Below are 17196 nucleotides of genomic sequence, written 5' to 3' on the forward strand. Positions count from 1 at the left end.
AACGGCGGAATGCGGCCAGTGCAACTGCCAACAGCAACAGCAGCCCCGCGAGCCCGAGCGACAGCAGATTGCCCCAGCGCGCAAAAGGCGTCGGGGCATGCGCGCCGGGCAGCACGCTGCCGATATGGCCCGCGCTGTGATGGGCGAGCGACTGCAGCAACCGTCCATCGGCATCGATCACCGCCGATATGCCGGTCGGAGTCGATCGGATCACGGGCAGCCCTTCTTCCAGCGCGCGCATCCGCGCCTGCGCCAGATGCTGCGGCGGACCCCAGGTGCCGAACCAGGCATCGTTGCTGGGGTTGAACAGGAAACCGGGCCGGTTGGCGGCATCGACCACCTCGCCCGAGAACACGATCTCGTAGCAGATCTGCAGCCCCATCCGGCCGAATGCCCCCAGGTCCAGCGTCTGCGCCCCAGGCCCGGGGGTAAAACCGATCGTCCCCGGCACCAGCCGTGACAGGCCGATCTGGCCCAGAATGTCTTCATAGGGCAGATATTCGCCGCCAGGGACGAGATGGCTCTTGTCGTAGCTCGCCAGGATTTCGCCCTGGCTGGAGAAGGCGAACACGCTGTTGGCCGCAGCCACCGCCTGACCGTTGCGGTCGAAGTCTAGCTTCACCCCGCCAGTGACCAGCAGATCGCCGTCGTTGAGCGAGCGGGTCAGCCGCGCGCGGACACCGGCGGCCGTTTCGGGGTAATAATAGCGGCGGGGATAGCCATCCTCGACAAAATCCTCGGTGGCTGCCTCGGGCCAGAAGACGATGCGCGGGCGCACAGCCTGGCGATCGACCGTCTGCCGTTCCAGCCGCGCGAAATTGCGCATCGCCTCCTGCGGGTCATATTTGTCCGACTGGTCGTTGTTCGGCTGGACCACGGTGATCGGCGTTGCGGTCGGCGGGGCGGCGCGCGGCTGGATGGCCCAGCCAGCGCTGCTCACCAGAACTACGCCTCCCAGCAGCGCTGCTGCGGCTCGCCATTGCCGCTGCACCAGCAGCAGCAGTGCGCCTGCGGTCAGCACGACCAGCGCACCAAGCCCGTAGGTGCCGACGATCCGCGCCGCCCAGCCCGCATCCAGCGCGACCACGCCCAGCGGGTTCCAGGCAAAGCCGGTGAACACCCAGGCGCGCATCCATTCGGTGATCAGCCACAATCCGGCAAAGGCAAGCACCTGCACGGCATCGACCTTGTCGCCGCTGCCGGGGCGAACGACCTTGACCGCCAATGCCGCCAGCGCCGGAAACAGCCCCAGATAGCAGGACAGCCCCACCACCGCGACCCAGCCCAGCCAGGACGGCATCGTGTCCTGATAGGTAAAGGCGATCGCGATCCAGTTGAGCCCGATTGTGAACTGGCCCAGCGCGAAAAACCATCCGCGCGCAAAGGCCGCGCGGCGGTTGGGGGCGATGGAGATCAGGTGGATCAGCAGCATCATACCCGCCAGCGTCATCGGCCACAGGCCCAGAGGAGCAAAGCCGGTGGCGGACAGACCGCCTGCGAGCAGGGCGAGCAAACGGGGATAGCGCTGGATCATGGGTGTGAGCCTATGCCCGCGCGCGCAGGCGCTGACAATCGGCGTTGCAACCTGCCTGTCACACTTGGCGGGGCACACTGAGCCGGTCACGCTGGTGCGGTCACACTGGGGCGGTCACGCTTGGACAGCGGCCTATCTATCGATGCGAAAGCAGGTGACAGGCAGTGCGCCGCTGCGCATAAGCTTGGCCGATGACCATGCTGACCGCCCTGCTGCTGACCCTGCAAGCTGCCCCTGCCCCTGCGCCCGCCGTCGCCGCGTCGGCGCCCACGCTGTCGCAGGCGCAGCGCGACGACCTGACCTGCGCCGCGGCCTTTGCGATCATCGCATCGGAACAGGCGCGCGGTGTCACCTCGGCGCTCGCCTATCCCACTTTGGTCAGCCGCGGACGCGTCTATTTCGTCACCACCGCCGAACGCATCGTCGCCGAAACCGGCTCGAGCGACGAAGGCGTCGGGCTGGCGCTGCAGGACATTGTTGAGCGGTTGCAGGCAGAAGCGGCGCAGTCGAACGACCCTGCCGGCGTGGTCGATGCCGTGATGGAGCCCTGCCTCAAGAAGCTGGACGCCGCCGTCCCGCTGCCGCCGCCGCCTTCGATGCTGCAATGCGCGGTCTATGTGCAGCTCGCCTATGACGAGGTGAAGGGCCGCGAGGGTGATTCGAGCACCGCGCGCGACCTGAAGACCCTCGCCAGCGTGCTCGAATCGCGCGCCCGCGACGAAATGCGCGACGAAGGGCTGAGCGGCAACGAGGCCGATGCCCGGTTCATCAAGGCGCGCGAGAGCGCGATCGCCGCCGAGGCCGTGCGCGAAACCGACGATACCGCCACCGATATCGATTTCGAGCACTGCTTCAATCTGGCGCGCCCCGCGGAAAAGCGCTGATCGACCCCGCATCGGCCGCTGCCCCGGATCGGGATTCCGCGGCGCCTGCGCCTGTCAAAAAAATGGCGAAATGTGTCACCTGGGCTGACGGCTTTACGCATCGTTAACGAATGACCCCTAAATCGTTAACTCAAGGCGGTAAGCACTGCCAGCAAGACATAATGGGGCAAAGTTGACATGGACAAGCTGGACGGACTGGCAATGGCGGACCTGATCGTGGGCAACAGCCTGGCGATCCGCGAAATCCGGGGCCTGGTGCGCTTTGCCGCCGAAACCCGCGCTTCCGTCCTGATCACCGGGCCTTCGGGCACCGGCAAGGAGCTCGTCGCCCACGCGCTGCACCGCGCGTCGTCGCGCACCGCCGCCCCGTTCGTCGCGGTCAACAGCGGCGCGATCCCGCGCGAACTGATCGAATCCGAACTGTTCGGCCATGAGAAGGGCAGCTTCACCGGCGCCATCGCGCGGCGCATCGGCCATTTCGAATCGGCCAATAATGGCACATTGTTCCTCGACGAAATCGGCGAGATGCCGCTCGACATGCAGGTGCGGCTGCTGCGCGTGCTGGAGGACCACAAGGTCCGCCGCATCGGCAGCAACGAGGATGTCAGCGTCGATGTCCGCATGATCGCCGCCACCCACCAGTGCCTGGAAAGCGCGATCGCGCAGGGCCGGTTCCGGGCTGACCTTTTCTACCGCCTCAACGTCCTGCCGATCGAGCTGCCCGCGCTGGCCGAGCGCATCGAGGACATTCCGATGCTGGTCGAGCATTTCCTGTCGCGCGGCTTTGCGGCGGACAATCCCCCGGTGTTCACCGACGAGGCGCTGGCCATCCTGATGGCGCATGACTGGCCCGGCAATGTCCGCGAACTCAAAAATCTGGTCGAGCGCGCCGCCGTGTTCTTCCAGGGCATGGAAGTTGGCACCGACCAGATGGCAATGCTGCTGCGCCCCACGCGCAGCGCCCGCCCGGCCGCCAGCGCTGCCCCTGCATCGCAGGACCTGCCCGTCAATGTCGTGGCTCTGGCCCCGGCCCAGCCCGCCACGCCGCGCTTCGCCCGCCCGATGGACCTGCGCGAGCATCTTCAGAACGAGGAAAAGCGCGTGCTGATCGAGGCGCTCGAATCGACCAATGGCGTGGTTTCGGCCGCGGCCCGGCTGGTCAAGCTGCAGCGCACGACCTTTGTCGAGAAGATGAAGCGCTACCAGATCGGCCGCGATATCGCGATGAGCGCCTGAACCCTTTCCCTCCTGCTTCTAGGAGAACGAAAGTCCTCCCCCTTGATGGGGGAGGGTTGGGTGGAGGTGATCGCTCCGGATCGCGCAACGATGCGATGGATCATCACCCAGCCGCACCGGCACCCTCACCGCTGCGACTAGGCGGCAAAGCCACCAAGTCTCGCTGCCTCTCCCATCAAGGGAGAGGCGTTACCGTCCGAAAGCTGAAGGGAATAAAACCCCTCAGAAATCCGCTTCCTCGTAATGCGAGGGAGGCTTGATCACTTCCATCCGTTCGGCCAGCAGCGGACGAAAGGACGGCCGCGACTTGAACTTGCGGTACCAGTCCGCAGTCTGCGCATGCGCCAGCCAGTCGATGCCGCCCAGATAATCCGCGATCGAGATATGCGCGGCGGCGGCCAGATCCGCGAGACTCATCGTCGCTCCGCCGATCCACGCATGATGGTCGAGCAGATAATCGATATAGTCGAGATGCGTGTTGGCCAGCCGCATCGCCTCGCGCAGCACCCGTCCATCGGGCGGCTGGCGATAGATCAGGCGCTTGCGCATGCGCTCGTGCATCAATGGGGCGACGACATCGCCGAAGAACTGCTCGTCGAACCAGGCCACCAGCCGGCGGATTTCGGCGCGGTTGTCGGCCGATCCGTTGATCATCGGGTTCTTCTCGACCGTTTCCTCGAAATATTCGCAGATCGCCCAGCTGTCGCACAGCGTCTGGTCGCGATCACGGTGCCGCATCACCGGGGTCCGCCCGGCGGGGTTCATGTCGAGAAATTCGTCGCGCTGCTCCCAGGGTGATTCGCGCACCAGCTCATAGCCGATGCCCTTCTCGCCCAGCAGCAGGCGGACTTTTCGCGAAAACGGACACAAGGGAAACTGAAACAACTGCCACATGGCATCATCCATGCAACAGCAACGCCGATGCGTCCACACAATGCTGGCGGGCTTGAACGCATTTTACGGCCAGATCGGGGGCAGTCGGCAGGGACCTCAAAGTCTGCCCCAACCTGAACAGACTGTCATTTTGTTTCGACCAACGGACCGATTCTGTCGATTTGCCGCATCTTTCGTTCAGCTTGGGGTCGGGCGCGACCAGCTAGACCCGGCCCGACGCCGGGCTTGCCCTGGCGTGACAATGAAGGACAAAACAATGAAAACTCTCTCCCCCATCAAGTTCGCTTGCCTTTCGGCTGTCGCAGCCCTTCCGTTCGCGCTGTCGGCCCCGGCCCTGGCGCAGGAAGCCCCGCAGGCTGACGTCTATGTCGGCGCGCAGGGTGGCTATCACGATCTGGGCGACAATCCGCTCGGCAAGGATGGCAGCCCGATCTACGGCGTGTTCGCCGGTGTCGACGTTCCCGTCGGCCCGACGCTGATCGTCGGCGCGGAAGGCAATTTCAACCTGGGCTCGGGCATCATCGACAGCGAATATGGCGCGACCGGCAAGATCGGCGTGCGCGTTGGCGACAAGGGCCAGCTGTTCGCGCGTGGCGGCTATCAGTGGGTCGACCTTGACGTGCGCCGCGCGACCGGCATTCCGACTCCGTCGGGCCTGGACGACACCAGCGGCGATTATCTCGTCGGCGTTGGCGGCCAGTACAAGATCGGCACCAACACCGCGCTGCGCGTGACGGTCGATACCCTGGGCTTCGACACCACCCGCGTGGCAGGCGGCCTGGCGTTCAACTTCTGAGCGCACAGCACCTGATGCTCGTCACCTGACGGGCACCGGCTGACAACAGACCCCACCTGCGGCCCTTTCCCCAAGGTCGCAGGCGGGGTTTTGTTTTTCCGGTTGCAGCTTATTCGGCCGCTTCCATCGCCACCGCATCGCTCAGCGGATGCGCGAGACGGGTGAGCATCTCCTTCGGGCAGACCTGCCAGAACTGCGGCAGGTACCGATCCCAGTTGCGCAGGATTTCCTGTGCCCACTGGCTGTCGGTGCCTTCGATATGCGCCGCGATCAGACCTTTCAGGCGGTCTTCCCAGTGTGCGCTGTCGATGCGCTGCCAGATGATCGATTCGGGGTTGGCCTGCCCTGCGAAGCGGTCATGCCGGTCGAGCACGAAAGCCATGCCGCCGGTCATGCCTGCCCCGAAGTTGCTGCCGGTCTCGCCCAGGATCACCGCAACGCCGCCGGTCATGTATTCGCAGCCATTGGCACCACAGCCCTCGACGACGACTTCCGCGCCCGAGTTGCGCACCGCAAAGCGCTCGCCCGCCTGGCCCGCGGCGAACAGCTTGCCCGCCGTCGCGCCATACAGCACAGTGTTGCCGATGATCGTGTTGGCATGGCTGACCAGAGGCGAGCTGACCGTCGGCCGCACGATGATGGTGCCGCCGGACAGGCCCTTGCCGACATAGTCGTTGGCATCGCCGAACACTTCGAGCGTGATCCCCTGGCACAGGAACGCGCCCAAGGACTGGCCCGCCGACCCGCGCAGCCGGATGCGGACATGCCCCTCGTCCAATGCCTTCATGCCGTAGATGCGGGTAATCTCCGCCGACAGACGCGTGCCCACCGCACGGTGCGTGTTGCGGACATTATAGGTCAGCTGCATCTTCTCCCGCCGGTCGAACACGGGGCGCGCATCCTTGAGGATCAGCGCATCGAGGCTGTCGGGCACCGGGTTGCGCCAGCTGTCGAGGTTGAACTTGCGCTGGTCGTCAGCGACATCGACCTTGGCGAGGATCGGGTTGAGGTCGAGATCGTCAAGATGCTCGGCGCCGCGGCTGACCTGACGCAGCAGATCGGTGCGGCCGATGATCTCGTCGAGGCTGCGGAAGCCCAGCCGCGCCAGGATCTCGCGCACCTCCTCGGCGATGAAGGTCATCAGGTTGATGACCTTTTCGGGCGTGCCGGTGAACTTCGCGCGCAGCCGCTCGTCCTGCACGCACACGCCCACCGGGCAGGTGTTGCTGTGGCACTGGCGCACCATGATGCAGCCCATCGCGACGAGCGACAGTGTGCCGATGCCGAACTCTTCGGCGCCCAGGATCGCTGCGATGACGATGTCGCGCCCGGTCTTGAGCCCGCCATCGGTGCGCAGCTTCACGCGGTGGCGCAGGCCATTCAGCGTCAGCACCTGGTTCGCCTCGGACAGGCCCATTTCCCACGGCGTTCCGGCATATTTGATGCTGGTCTGCGGTGATGCGCCGGTACCGCCGACATTGCCCGAAACCAAGATGACGTCGGCATGCGCTTTGGCGACGCCGGCGGCAATGGTGCCGATGCCAGCAGCAGAGACCAGCTTCACGCAGACGCGCGCATGCGGGTTGATCTGCTTCAGGTCATAGATCAGCTGCGCCAGATCCTCGATCGAATAGATGTCGTGATGCGGCGGCGGGCTGATCAGCGTCACCCCCGGGGTCGAGTGGCGCAGCTTGGCGATGTATTCGGTCACCTTGAAGCCGGGCAGCTGGCCGCCCTCGCCGGGCTTGGCCCCTTGCGCGACCTTGATCTCGATCTCTTCGCACGCGCCCAGATATTCGGCGGTGACGCCGAAGCGGCCCGAGGCGATCTGCTTGATGCCGCTGTTGGCATTGTCGCCATTGTCGCGCGGCAGATAGCGTTCGGAATCCTCGCCGCCCTCGCCCGACACCGCCTTGGCGCCGATGCGGTTCATCGCGATGGCCAGCGTCTCGTGCGCTTCGGGCGACAAGGCACCCAGCGACATGCCCGGCGTCACGAACCGCTTGCGGATCTCGGTGATCGCCTCGACCTCGTCGAGCGGCACTGCCTTGGCGGCGTAGTTGAACTCCATCAGGTCGCGCAGATACACCGGCGGCAGCTGGCGCACGCCTTCGGCGAACTGCAGATATTGCGAATAGCTGTCCTTGGCGACGGCGGTCTGCAGCAGGTGCATGAGGCCGGCCGAATAGGCATGCGCCTCCCCGCCATCGCGCTGCTTGTAGAAGCCACCGATCGGCAGCCGCGCGACATTGCTGTCCCAGGCCGCATCATGCCGCAACTTGGCGTTGAGATGCAGCGAGGCATAGCCCTCGCCCGAGATCTTGGACGGCATGCCGGGGAACAGGTCGTTGACCAGCGCGCGGCTGAGACCGACCGCTTCGAAATTGTAACCACCGCGATAGCTCGAGATCACCGCGATGCCCATCTTGGACATGATCTTGAGCAGCCCCTCGTTGATCGCCTTGCGATAGTTGGCGATGCACTTGGACAGGCTGATGTCGCCGCACAGGCCGCGCGACTGACGATCGGCGATCGAAAGCTCTGCCAGCCAGGCGTTGACCGTGGTCGCGCCTGCGCCGATCAGCACCGCGAAATGGTGCGTGTCGAGGCATTCGGCCGAGCGCACGTTGATCGAGGCATAGGCGCGCAGGCCCTTGCGCACGAGGTGGGTGTGGACGGCGGCCGCGGCCAGGATCATCGGAACGCCGATCTGGTCCTCGTCGGCATTCTCGTCGGTCAGGAAGATTTCGGTGCTGCCCTCTCGCACCGCCTGCTCGGCTTCGTTGCGGATGCGGGTGATCGCCGCGCGCAGCTGCTCGGGGCCGCCGTCGGCGGGGAAGACGCAGTCGATTTCCGCCACCAGGCTGCCGAAATCGGCCTTGAGCCGCAGCCAGTCGGCATTGGTCAGCACCGGGCTGTCGAGCACAAGCACGCGCTCGTTCTGGCTGTCCTGCTCCAGGATGTTGGCCAGGTTGGAAAAGCGCGTCTTCAGGCTCATCACATGCCGTTCGCGCAAGCTGTCGATCGGCGGGTTGGTGACCTGGCTGAAATTCTGGCGAAAGAACTGCGCGATCGGGCGCGGCTTGGCGCTCACCACCGCGAGCGGTGTGTCGTCGCCCATCGAACCGATCGCTTCCTTGCCGTCCTCGGCCATCGGCGCGAGGATCGTCTCCATGTCCTCGATGGTCAGGCCCGCCGCGACCTGGCGCCGGGTCAGCTCCGCACGGTTCATCTCGCCCAGGCTGTCGGGGCCGGCGGGCGGGAGGTCATCGAGGCTGCGGAAGCCCTTGACCAGCTCGCGATAGGGCTGTTCGGCGGCGATCCGGTCCTTGATCGCGCGGTCGTGATAGAAACGGCCCTCGTGCAGATCGACCGCGATCATCTGGCCCGGCCCCAGCCGACCCTTTTCGACAATGCTGCTTTCGGGCAGCACGACCATGCCGGTCTCTGACCCGATGACGAGCAGATTGTCGTTGGTCAGGCTGTAGCGCAGCGGACGCAGCGCATTGCGATCGACGCCCGCGACCGCCCAGCGGCCATCGGTCATCGCCAGCGCCGCCGGGCCGTCCCACGGCTCCATCACGCTCGCCATATATTCGTACATTGCCTTGTGTTCGGGCGGCAGCACCTGGTCGCCCTGCCAGGCTTCGGGCACCAGCATGATCTTGGCGGTGGGCGCTTCGCGGCCCGAACGGCAGATCGCCTCGAACACCGCGTCCAATGCGGCGGTATCGGACGCGCCTGCCGGGATCACCGGCTTGATGTCCTCGCTGTTCTCGCCGAACGCCAGGCTCGCCATCTTGATCTCGTGGCTTTTCATCCAGTTCTTGTTGCCGCGAATGGTGTTGATCTCGCCATTGTGCGCTAGGCAGCGGAACGGCTGCGCCAGCCACCATTGCGGGAAGGTGTTGGTCGAATAGCGCTGGTGGAAGATCGCGATACGGCTTTCGAAGCGCGGATCGGTGAGGTCGGGGTAGAACACCGACAGGCTCTCGGCGAGGAACAGCCCCTTGTAGATGATCGACCGGCACGACAGCGAGCAGATGTAGAAATCGTTGATCTGCGCCGCGATCACCTTGTTCTCGATCCGCCTGCGGACGAGATACAGCTGCTTTTCGAACTCGGCGACATTCTGCTCGTCGGGCATGGGGCCCGCGATCATGATCTGCTCGATCTCGGGCCGGGTGCGCTGCGCCTTGTCACCGATCACCGAGATGTTCACCGGCACCTGACGCCAGCCATAGATGGTATAGCCCGCCTCGATGATCTCGCTCTCGACGATCGTGCGGCAGGTTTCCTGCGCCTGCAGATCGGTGCGCGGCAGGAAGATCATGCCCACGGCCAGCTTGTTGGGCAGCACCTTGTGGCCCGAATCGGCGATCGCATCGTCGAAGAAGCGCACCGGCAGATCGACATGCAGGCCCGCGCCATCGCCGGTCATGCCATCGGCATCCACCGCACCGCGATGCCACACCGCCTTGAGCGCATCGATCGCGCTTTCGACGACGCGCCGCGAAGGCTTGCCATCGGTCGCGGCAACCAGACCGACGCCGCAGGCATCGGATTCGGTATCGGGCCGGTACATGCCCTCGCGGGCCAGGCGTTCGTGCTCGGGAGTGGGAAAATGGGTCATCGCAAACGTCTTTCTTCGCTGGGCAGCCCCGCTGCAGGGGCGGCCCGGATCATTCGGGTGTGGCGGCATCGCTGGAGGGGCCAGCCCCGCCCGGTTTGACCGGTGGCGGCAGATGCGCGGTCGCTGCCTCGACCTTGGCGGTAATCCCCGGCATCGCGGCCATCAGCTCGGGCACGAAGGACTGCATCTGCCCCATCAGCTCGGGGTTGACGAACGTCATCATGAACTCGCCGGCAAAGGCCGTGCCGGAAGGTGTCGCGAAAAAGGCGTTCATGTCGGCCAGCTGCGCGGCGGAAAACTTGCGCGCATAGACCGATGCCAGTGCCTCGCGGATGCCGGGCTCCAGCTTCTCGATCAGCGGGATCATCTCTTTCATCATCACATCGGTGGCGATGCTGGTGCGCTCGCGAAAATGCGGGTCGACCTCGCTGGCAAGCTCGCCCAGCGTCTTGTCGCCGACCGCATCGGCATCCGCGCCCGATGCGCCTGCGGCCTTGGCGAAATCGCCCGCGCGCATGTCGAACATCTGGTTCATGATCTGCTGCATCATGCCGGTCATGACGCTGTCCATCATCCGCCGGTAGGTGCCCAGCGGCCAGAGCTTCTCGACCACCGGCCGCGCGGCTGTCAGCCGGGCAGGGTCGACCGGCTCCGGCGCTTCAGACGCGACGCTTGCCGCAGGGGCAGGGCTGGCCTGCGCGTGAACCTGAACAGGCGACAGCGCCGCCAGCACCAGCCCGGCAAGGCCAAGCCGCGCATGACGCAACGTCAGGAAGGATGAGCGATCAGACATCATTTCAATCCGGTATGATCAGGCCATGCGGCTCAGGCAGCGACCTTTTCGGCCCCTGCGCGCGCCTTGGCCTTGAGATACTTGTGCATATGCTCGGCGACATCGCGGCCGTCGCGGATCGCCCAGACCACCAGCGAGGCACCGCGCACGATGTCGCCCGCGGCGAACACGCCGTCCAGGCTGGTCATCATCGTCTTGTGATCGACCCGCAAGGTGCCCCAGCGATTGACCGACAGGTCGTCGCAGCCAAACGCGCCCGGCAGGTCCTCGGGATCGAAGCCCAGGGCCTTGATGACAAGATCGGCGGGAACCGAAAAATCGCTGTCGGGATCGGGCTCGGGCGCGCTGCGGCCCGAAGCATCGGGCGCGCCCAGGCGCATGCGGCTGGCGCGGACGGCAGTCGCGTGCGGCGTGCCTTCGACCGCGACCGGGCCCGACAGCCAGACGAACTCGACGCCCTCTTCCTCGGCATTGAGCACTTCGCGCTGCGACCCGGGCATGTTGATCCGGTCGCGCCGGTACAGGCACTTGACCGAGGCCGCGCCCTGGCGGACCGCGGTGCGCACGCAATCCATCGCGGTATCGCCACCGCCAATGACGACGACATTCTTGCCGTGCGCGTTGAGCGCGCCGCTGTCGAACGCCGGGACCGCGTCGCCGAAGCCCTTGCGGTTCGAGGCGATCAGATAGTCGAGCGCGGGCACCACGCCATCGGCACCGATGCCCGGCACCTTGATGTCGCGCGGCTTGTAGACGCCGGTCGCGATCAGCACGGCATCGTGCTTTTCGCGCAGGTCGTCCATCGTGGCATCGCGCCCCACCTCGAAGCCGCAGTGGAAGACGATGCCGGCCTCTTCGAGCCGGGCGACGCGGCGCATGACCACGTCCTTTTCCAGTTTGAAGCCGGGGATGCCGTAGGTCAGCAAGCCGCCCGCGCGGTCGTAGCGATCATAGACGTGCACGTCATAGCCGCCCATGCGCAGATATTCCGCGGTGGTGAGGCCTGCTGGTCCCGCCCCGATGATGCCGACCGACTGGCCACGGGGCTTGCCGACCGCAACCGGCTCGACCCAGCCCTGTTCCCAGGCGGTGTCGGTGATGTACTTTTCCACCGAACCGATGGTGACCGCGCCATGGCCGGAAAACTCGATGACGCAATTGCCCTCGCACAGCCGGTCCTGCGGGCAGATGCGGCCGCAGATCTCGGGCATGGTCGAGGTGAGGTTCGACATTTCATACGCCTCGCGCAGCCGCCCCTCTGCGGTCAGCCGCAGCCAGTCGGGGATGTGGTTGTGCAGGGGGCAGTGCGTCGAGCAATAGGGCACGCCGCACTGCGAGCAGCGCGCGGACTGGTGCTGTGCGGCCTTGCCATCGAACCGGTCGGAGATTTCGTCGAAATCCTCGGCGCGTGCATCGGCAGCGCGCTTGGGCGGATAGGACTGGCCCAGATCGACGAATTTCAGCATCGCCAGCTTTTCCGCCGCCAATGCCGCTCCGTCGGCAAAACCCTGTTCGTGCTGGTGATCAGCCATGCCCCACCTGTTTCCTGCTGCAAGTCAAATGCGCGGCCCAGGCAAGTGCCCGCCGCTACGGACGCAGCTTTAAGCCATTGCGCACGGTGAGTCACGCATTTTTATGATAATAGGTAAGGGGTGTTGCCTTTTATATATCGCAGATTGCCACGATGGTCCGAAAGTCGGGGCTTGGCGAGCCCTTATGGGCCCATATCGGACCTATCGGTTGGCCAGCCAGATCAATGCCGCCGCGCCCGCCACGATCCGATACCAGGCAAACGGGGCAAAGCCATAGCGGGTGATGACCTTGAGGAAGGCCTTGACCACGATCAGCGCCACCACGAACGAGACGACGAAACCGATGGCAATCGCGCCGAAATCATCGGGCGTCAGCATCTCGCGGTTCTTGTAGAGCTGCAGCACCGTCGCGCCGGTAAGGGTCGGCAGGGCTAGGAAGAAGCTGAACTCCGCCGCGGTCTTGCGGTCGACGCCCATCGCCATCGCGCCCAGGATCGTCGCGCCCGAGCGGCTGACCCCGGGGATCATCGCGATGCACTGGACCAGGCCGATGCCGATCGCGGTCTTGAACGGAACCCCGGCCACGCCGCCGGCATCGCTGGTCTTGGCCAGCTTTTCGACCACAAGGATGGCAACGCCCCCGATGATCAGCGCCCAGGCGACGACCACCGCGTTTTCCAGCAGCTTGTCGATCTGGTCACCGAACGCCAGACCCAGCACCACGGCGGGGAAGAAGGCGATCAGCAGGTTGCGGGTGAAGGCGACCGCGGACGGCTCCCACCGCAGCAGGCCTGCGAGCACATCCATGAAGGTGCGCCAGTAGAGCACCACGATCGCCAGGATCGCGCCTGGCTGGATCGCGATGTTGAACACCGCCCAGGCCTGCGCATCAAAGCCCAGCAGCTCGGTGGCAAGGATCAGGTGGCCGGTGGAAGAGACCGGCAGAAACTCGGTCAGGCCTTCGACGATTCCCAGCAAAATGGGGATAAGGTACAGTTCGATCATGCGGCTTTAAGAGCGGCGGCGCACCCCCAAGTCAACCGAATATCGCCCGTTTGCGGCGTTTGACCAGGTCCGGTGCTTTACCCGGTCAGACTGGCGGTCAGCCGCGCCAGCGCCTCGCGCGAGAGCCCGTCCATGCCCTCGCGCCAGCGATCCGGGTTGGCGGTCATCGTGTATTTGCGCGACTTGTTGGTGCCGACGCCGCCCAGAAAGCCGATGACATTGCTGATCGTCTCGACCGTCTTGGCGGTGCCGCCGGTGGTGTCCTCGAACGTGCCATAGTCGCCGCCCATCGCGACCGGTTCCTTCAGGATCACCTGCCCCACCTTGCCGCCAGGGGCGAACACCGTCAGCTGGCTGACATCGGGAAAGGCCGCGAGGCTGGACTTGACGTTGACCGCCGACGTGTTGCGGAACCAGCCGCCGTAGCTTTCGGCATTGGCGAAATCGACCAGCAGCAGGGCATTGATCACCGGCTGGCCGGAGGTCTTGGCGAAGGTCTTGGCGGCCATGCTGGCCTGCCCCACGCTCATGTTGAAGCTGAAATCGAAGCTGCCGCCGTGGAGCAGGCCCAGCCATTCCATCAGCACCACCGGATCGCCGAGCGCTGCGGGGCTGAACACCCGCGCCTTGGCCTTGTCATCGCGCCCGGTGATGAGGTTGCGCTCCTCGCCATTGGGCAGGGGCTTGACCTTGGTACCATAGGCCTCGATCAGCCCCTGGCGGTCGCCCAGCGTGATCCCGGCGCTGCCCAGCCGGTCGAGAAAGGCCGCATAGGCGGCCTCGGTGGCAGCGATGAAATCGGCGTCGGTCAGCCCGGCGAGGTAGCTCTTGGCGGTCGAGCGACCGCCGAAGCCGCCGCCCATCAGGCCGCCGCCCGCCTTGGCGCGGTCCACCCGTTCGGTGAGGAAACCGACCGCGAACGATCCGATGACCGCCTGGCGCACCCCGGCCAGCGCGGCAGGGTTCTTCACCGCGACCGGTGACTTGGCCTTGGCGGCGAGCGCGGGCAGCGGCAACGCGGCGCAGGCGGCGGCGCTGGCCGAGGCCAGGATGAAATGGCGGCGATCGATCTGCATGGCGGCTCCCCCGGTTGATTTGAAGCGACGATCCCGACAGGCTGGGCCTGCCGGGATCGCCTTTCCGTTTCCATTCACCGGCCAGCAGGGTCGCGGTTTGCTGATGTTTGGCAGATGGCAACGAAAAGCGGATTGCGGTGTCGCAAGCAGGGTTAAGCGCGTCTTCATGCTTGCCACACCCCATTTGGGGGGGATTTGATTTTGCCGTGGCCTCACGAACTATAGCTGACAGCGCGCAAACAATATGGCAGCATGACTGCCAATAAATCGGACCGCATAGACGGCACAGGCAGGAGGGTGAATATGAAACGGCTCTGGACAACCGGAATGATGGCGCTCGCGCTGGCAAGTAGCGGCGCGGCGCAGGCGCAGCTGAGCGATGCCGAGCGCGCGGCGGTGCTGGCGCGGCTGCCCGCCGATGATGGCAGTGATCTGGCTGACGCCACCCGCGGCAAGATTGCCGAGATTCCCGGCGGCCTGATCACGTCGGCCGATGGCAAGACGGTCTGGGATGCGGGCGCGTTCGATTTCCTCAAGAGCGAGACCGTGCCCTCGACCGTCCACCCGTCGCTGTGGCGGCATGCGCGGCTCAACCATATCCATGGCCTGTTCGAGATCGTGCCCGGCAAGGTCTGGCAGGTGCGCGGCTATGACATTGCGGTAATGACGATCATAGCGGGCAAGACCGGCTGGATCGTGGTCGATCCGCTGTTGACCGAAGAGGCCGCCGCCGCTGCGATGCAGCTGGCGCAAGCCAAGATCGGCAAGCGCCCCATCTCCGCCGTGCTGTTCAGCCACAGCCATGCCGACCATTTCGGCGGTGTCGGCGGCATCATCGCGGCTGACGAGGTGAAGAAGCGCAAGGTTCCGATCGTCGCCCCGCACGGCTTTGCCGAAGAGGCGGTGAGCGAGAATGTGCTGGCGGGCAACGCGATGACTCGCCGCAGCGCCTATATGTTCGGCACCGCGCTGGCGCCGGGCGCGGAAGGCCGCGTCGACAACGGCTTGGGCACCGGACTGTCGATCGGCACCACCGGCTATCTGGCCCCCAATATGCTGATCGGCCCCGAAGGCGGGCTGAAGGTCATTGACGGGGTGAAATTCGACTTCATGGATGCCGCCGGTACCGAGGCTCCGGCCGAATTCCTGTTCTACCTGCCCGATTTCAAGGTGCTGCACACCACCGAGGTCTCGGTGAAGACATTGCACAACATATTGACCCTGCGCGGCGCACAGGTGCGCGATGCCCTGCGCTGGTCGAAGATTCTCGACAATGCGCTCGTCAAATGGGGCGATAGCGCCGAGGTGCAGATCGCCTCGCACAACTGGCCGACCTGGGGGCAGAAGCGGGTTGCCAGCTATCTCGAAAACCAGCGCGATGCCTATCGCTATGTCCACGACCGCACCCTAGGCCGGGCGAACGCGGGGATGACTCTGCACGAGGTCGCCGATGGCATTGCCGAGCCTTCCGCGCAGCAGCAGGCGTATGCCTCGCGCGGCTATTACGGCACGATCAACCACAACATGAAGGCAACCTATCAGCGCTATTATGGCTGGTGGGATGGCGTGCCCGCCAATTTCAACCCCCTGCCCCCGGTCACCGCTGGCAAGGGCTATGTCGAGCTGGCAGGCGGCGGCGAGGCGCTGCTGGCGGCGGGCAGGAAGGCGCAAGGCCAGGGCAACCACCGCTGGGCGGCAGAACTGCTCAACCATCTGGTCTTCGCCGAACCGAACAATGCTGCCGCCAAGGCCGCACTCGCCGACAGCTACGAGGCGCTGGGCTTTGCCGCCGAATCGGGCATCTGGCGCAATTACTATCTCGCGGGCGCCGCGACGCTGCGCGGCACCGAACTGCCGCGCAAGGGCGCGAGCACCCAGAGCCGAAGCTTCATCAGCGCCATCCCCACGGCGGAATTCTTCGACGCGCTCGCCACCCGCTTTGCCGCCGAACGGTCAGGCAACATGCGTGCCCGGATCAACTTCATCCTGCCCGATACCAAGGAGACCTTGGGCATCATGGTCAATGGCGATGTCGAGATCCCGCGCTATGGCGCGACGCTCAGCAATGCCAACGCCACGGTGACGCTCAACCGCAAGGACTTCGATAGCATCGTCATCGGCGAGACCGATTTCCCGACGCTGATGAAATCGGGCGCGATGAAGATCGATGGCGATTCGGGGCTGTTCCTGCGCTGGCTGATGCTCCACCCGCCGTTCGATCCGGCCTTTGCGGTGGTCACGCCGTAACGCGGCCCCGATCAGCGCAACTCCACCGGATCGCGCGGCAGGCGCTCGGCAAAGTCATAGACCGCCATCTGCTTGCCGCGCGGTGACGCGAGGACGCCATCTTCGGCGAGAAGTTCGGCTTGGCGGGCCATCCCGCCGGGCAGCTTTGGGTTGAGAAAACCGTCGCGCTTGAGCAATCGCCACCATGGCGTCAGCTCCGAAGCGGGCAGCCCCATCGCTCGGCGTTCTTCGGCCGCACGCGCGCTCATGTTGGCAAAGATGGCGGTCGAAACCGGGCAGGCGGTCGCCACCTGATGACGTCGTGCCAGCGCCGCGCGCAGGTCGTCGAGCGTCAGCACCTCTCCCGGCTTGAGCGCGCGCACCAGAGCATCGACCTCGGCTGGGCTGGACACCACCATGGCCCCGCCGGCAGCCTCGCGATAGCCGGGCGCGCCGGGCGGGATCATGTGCACGATATGGGGCTCGCGGCCCGATTCCAGATGCTCAATCGCCGACTTTGCCTTGCCCATAGCCCATGCCTCATCATCAACCCAAAGCGTTGCGCCGGTGATGGCGCGATTCGGGAC

12 protein-coding genes are annotated in these 17196 nt (G+C 65.3%); 4 read left to right on the forward strand and 8 right to left on the reverse strand.

The genetic code is table 11. The features are described 5' to 3' along the window. A partial coding sequence (lnt, locus tag LI72_RS14645) for an apolipoprotein N-acyltransferase (RefSeq protein WP_033926717.1) occupies positions 1–1534 on the reverse strand: 1534 nt, incomplete at its 3' end. Positions 1535–1725: 191 nt separating this feature from the next. Here lnt and LI72_RS19145 point away from each other — a divergent pair. Both LI72_RS19145 and LI72_RS14655 read left to right on the forward strand, forming a co-directional pair. Further along, entirely contained in the window at positions 1726–2418 is a 693-nt protein-coding gene (locus LI72_RS19145; protein ID WP_052129934.1) for a hypothetical protein, read from the forward strand. Between the two features lie 177 nt (positions 2419–2595). After that, a complete protein-coding gene (locus LI72_RS14655; RefSeq protein ID WP_052129936.1) occupies positions 2596–3654 on the forward strand; it encodes a sigma-54 interaction domain-containing protein in 1059 nt (352 codons plus the stop codon). 222 nt (positions 3655–3876) lie between these two features. Here LI72_RS14655 and LI72_RS14660 read toward each other — a convergent pair whose 3' ends face one another. Next, entirely contained in the window at positions 3877–4548 is a 672-nt protein-coding gene (locus LI72_RS14660; RefSeq protein ID WP_033926906.1) for a glutathione S-transferase family protein, read from the reverse strand. 256 nt (positions 4549–4804) lie between these two features. On the opposite strand from LI72_RS14660, the gene LI72_RS19150 reads away from it, so the two are divergent. Further along, positions 4805–5344: an outer membrane beta-barrel protein gene (locus tag LI72_RS19150; protein WP_052129938.1), complete on the forward strand. Its 540-nt coding sequence runs from the start codon at positions 4805–4807 to the stop codon at positions 5342–5344. Positions 5345–5453: 109 nt separating this feature from the next. Here the strand turns inward: LI72_RS19150 and gltB are convergent, their stop codons facing one another. From gltB to LI72_RS14690, 5 genes are all read right to left on the reverse strand, one after another. Further along, positions 5454–9977 (reverse strand): glutamate synthase large subunit, encoded by a 4524-nt coding sequence (gltB, locus tag LI72_RS14670; RefSeq protein WP_033926718.1) that lies wholly within the window; start codon positions 9975–9977, stop codon positions 5454–5456. A gap of 49 nt (positions 9978–10026) precedes the next feature. Further along, positions 10027–10770 (reverse strand): DUF2059 domain-containing protein, encoded by a 744-nt coding sequence (locus LI72_RS14675; RefSeq protein WP_231562489.1) that lies wholly within the window; start codon positions 10768–10770, stop codon positions 10027–10029. Between the two features lie 32 nt (positions 10771–10802). After that, positions 10803–12236 carry an NAD(P)-dependent oxidoreductase gene (locus LI72_RS14680; RefSeq protein ID WP_033926909.1) on the reverse strand — a complete coding sequence of 478 codons (1434 nt, stop codon included), beginning with the start codon at positions 12234–12236 and terminating at the stop codon, positions 10803–10805. 267 nt (positions 12237–12503) lie between these two features. Then, entirely contained in the window at positions 12504–13307 is an 804-nt protein-coding gene (locus tag LI72_RS14685) for an undecaprenyl-diphosphate phosphatase (RefSeq protein ID WP_033926719.1), read from the reverse strand. Positions 13308–13384: 77 nt separating this feature from the next. Further along, positions 13385–14383 carry a hypothetical protein gene (locus LI72_RS14690; RefSeq protein ID WP_033926720.1) on the reverse strand — a complete coding sequence of 333 codons (999 nt, stop codon included), beginning with the start codon at positions 14381–14383 and terminating at the stop codon, positions 13385–13387. Between the two features lie 303 nt (positions 14384–14686). On the opposite strand from LI72_RS14690, the gene LI72_RS14695 reads away from it, so the two are divergent. Continuing rightward, on the forward strand, positions 14687–16630 hold the full coding sequence (locus LI72_RS14695) for an alkyl/aryl-sulfatase (protein ID WP_033926721.1): 1944 nt from the start codon (positions 14687–14689) through the stop codon (positions 16628–16630). Positions 16631–16641: 11 nt separating this feature from the next. Here the strand turns inward: LI72_RS14695 and LI72_RS14700 are convergent, their stop codons facing one another. Next, positions 16642–17139: an MGMT family protein gene (locus LI72_RS14700; protein ID WP_052129941.1), complete on the reverse strand. Its 498-nt coding sequence runs from the start codon at positions 17137–17139 to the stop codon at positions 16642–16644. Between the last annotated feature and the right edge of the window lie 57 nt (positions 17140–17196).

The organism is Sphingomonas sp. 35-24ZXX, assembly GCF_000786215.1.
Classification (GTDB): domain Bacteria; phylum Pseudomonadota; class Alphaproteobacteria; order Sphingomonadales; family Sphingomonadaceae; genus Blastomonas.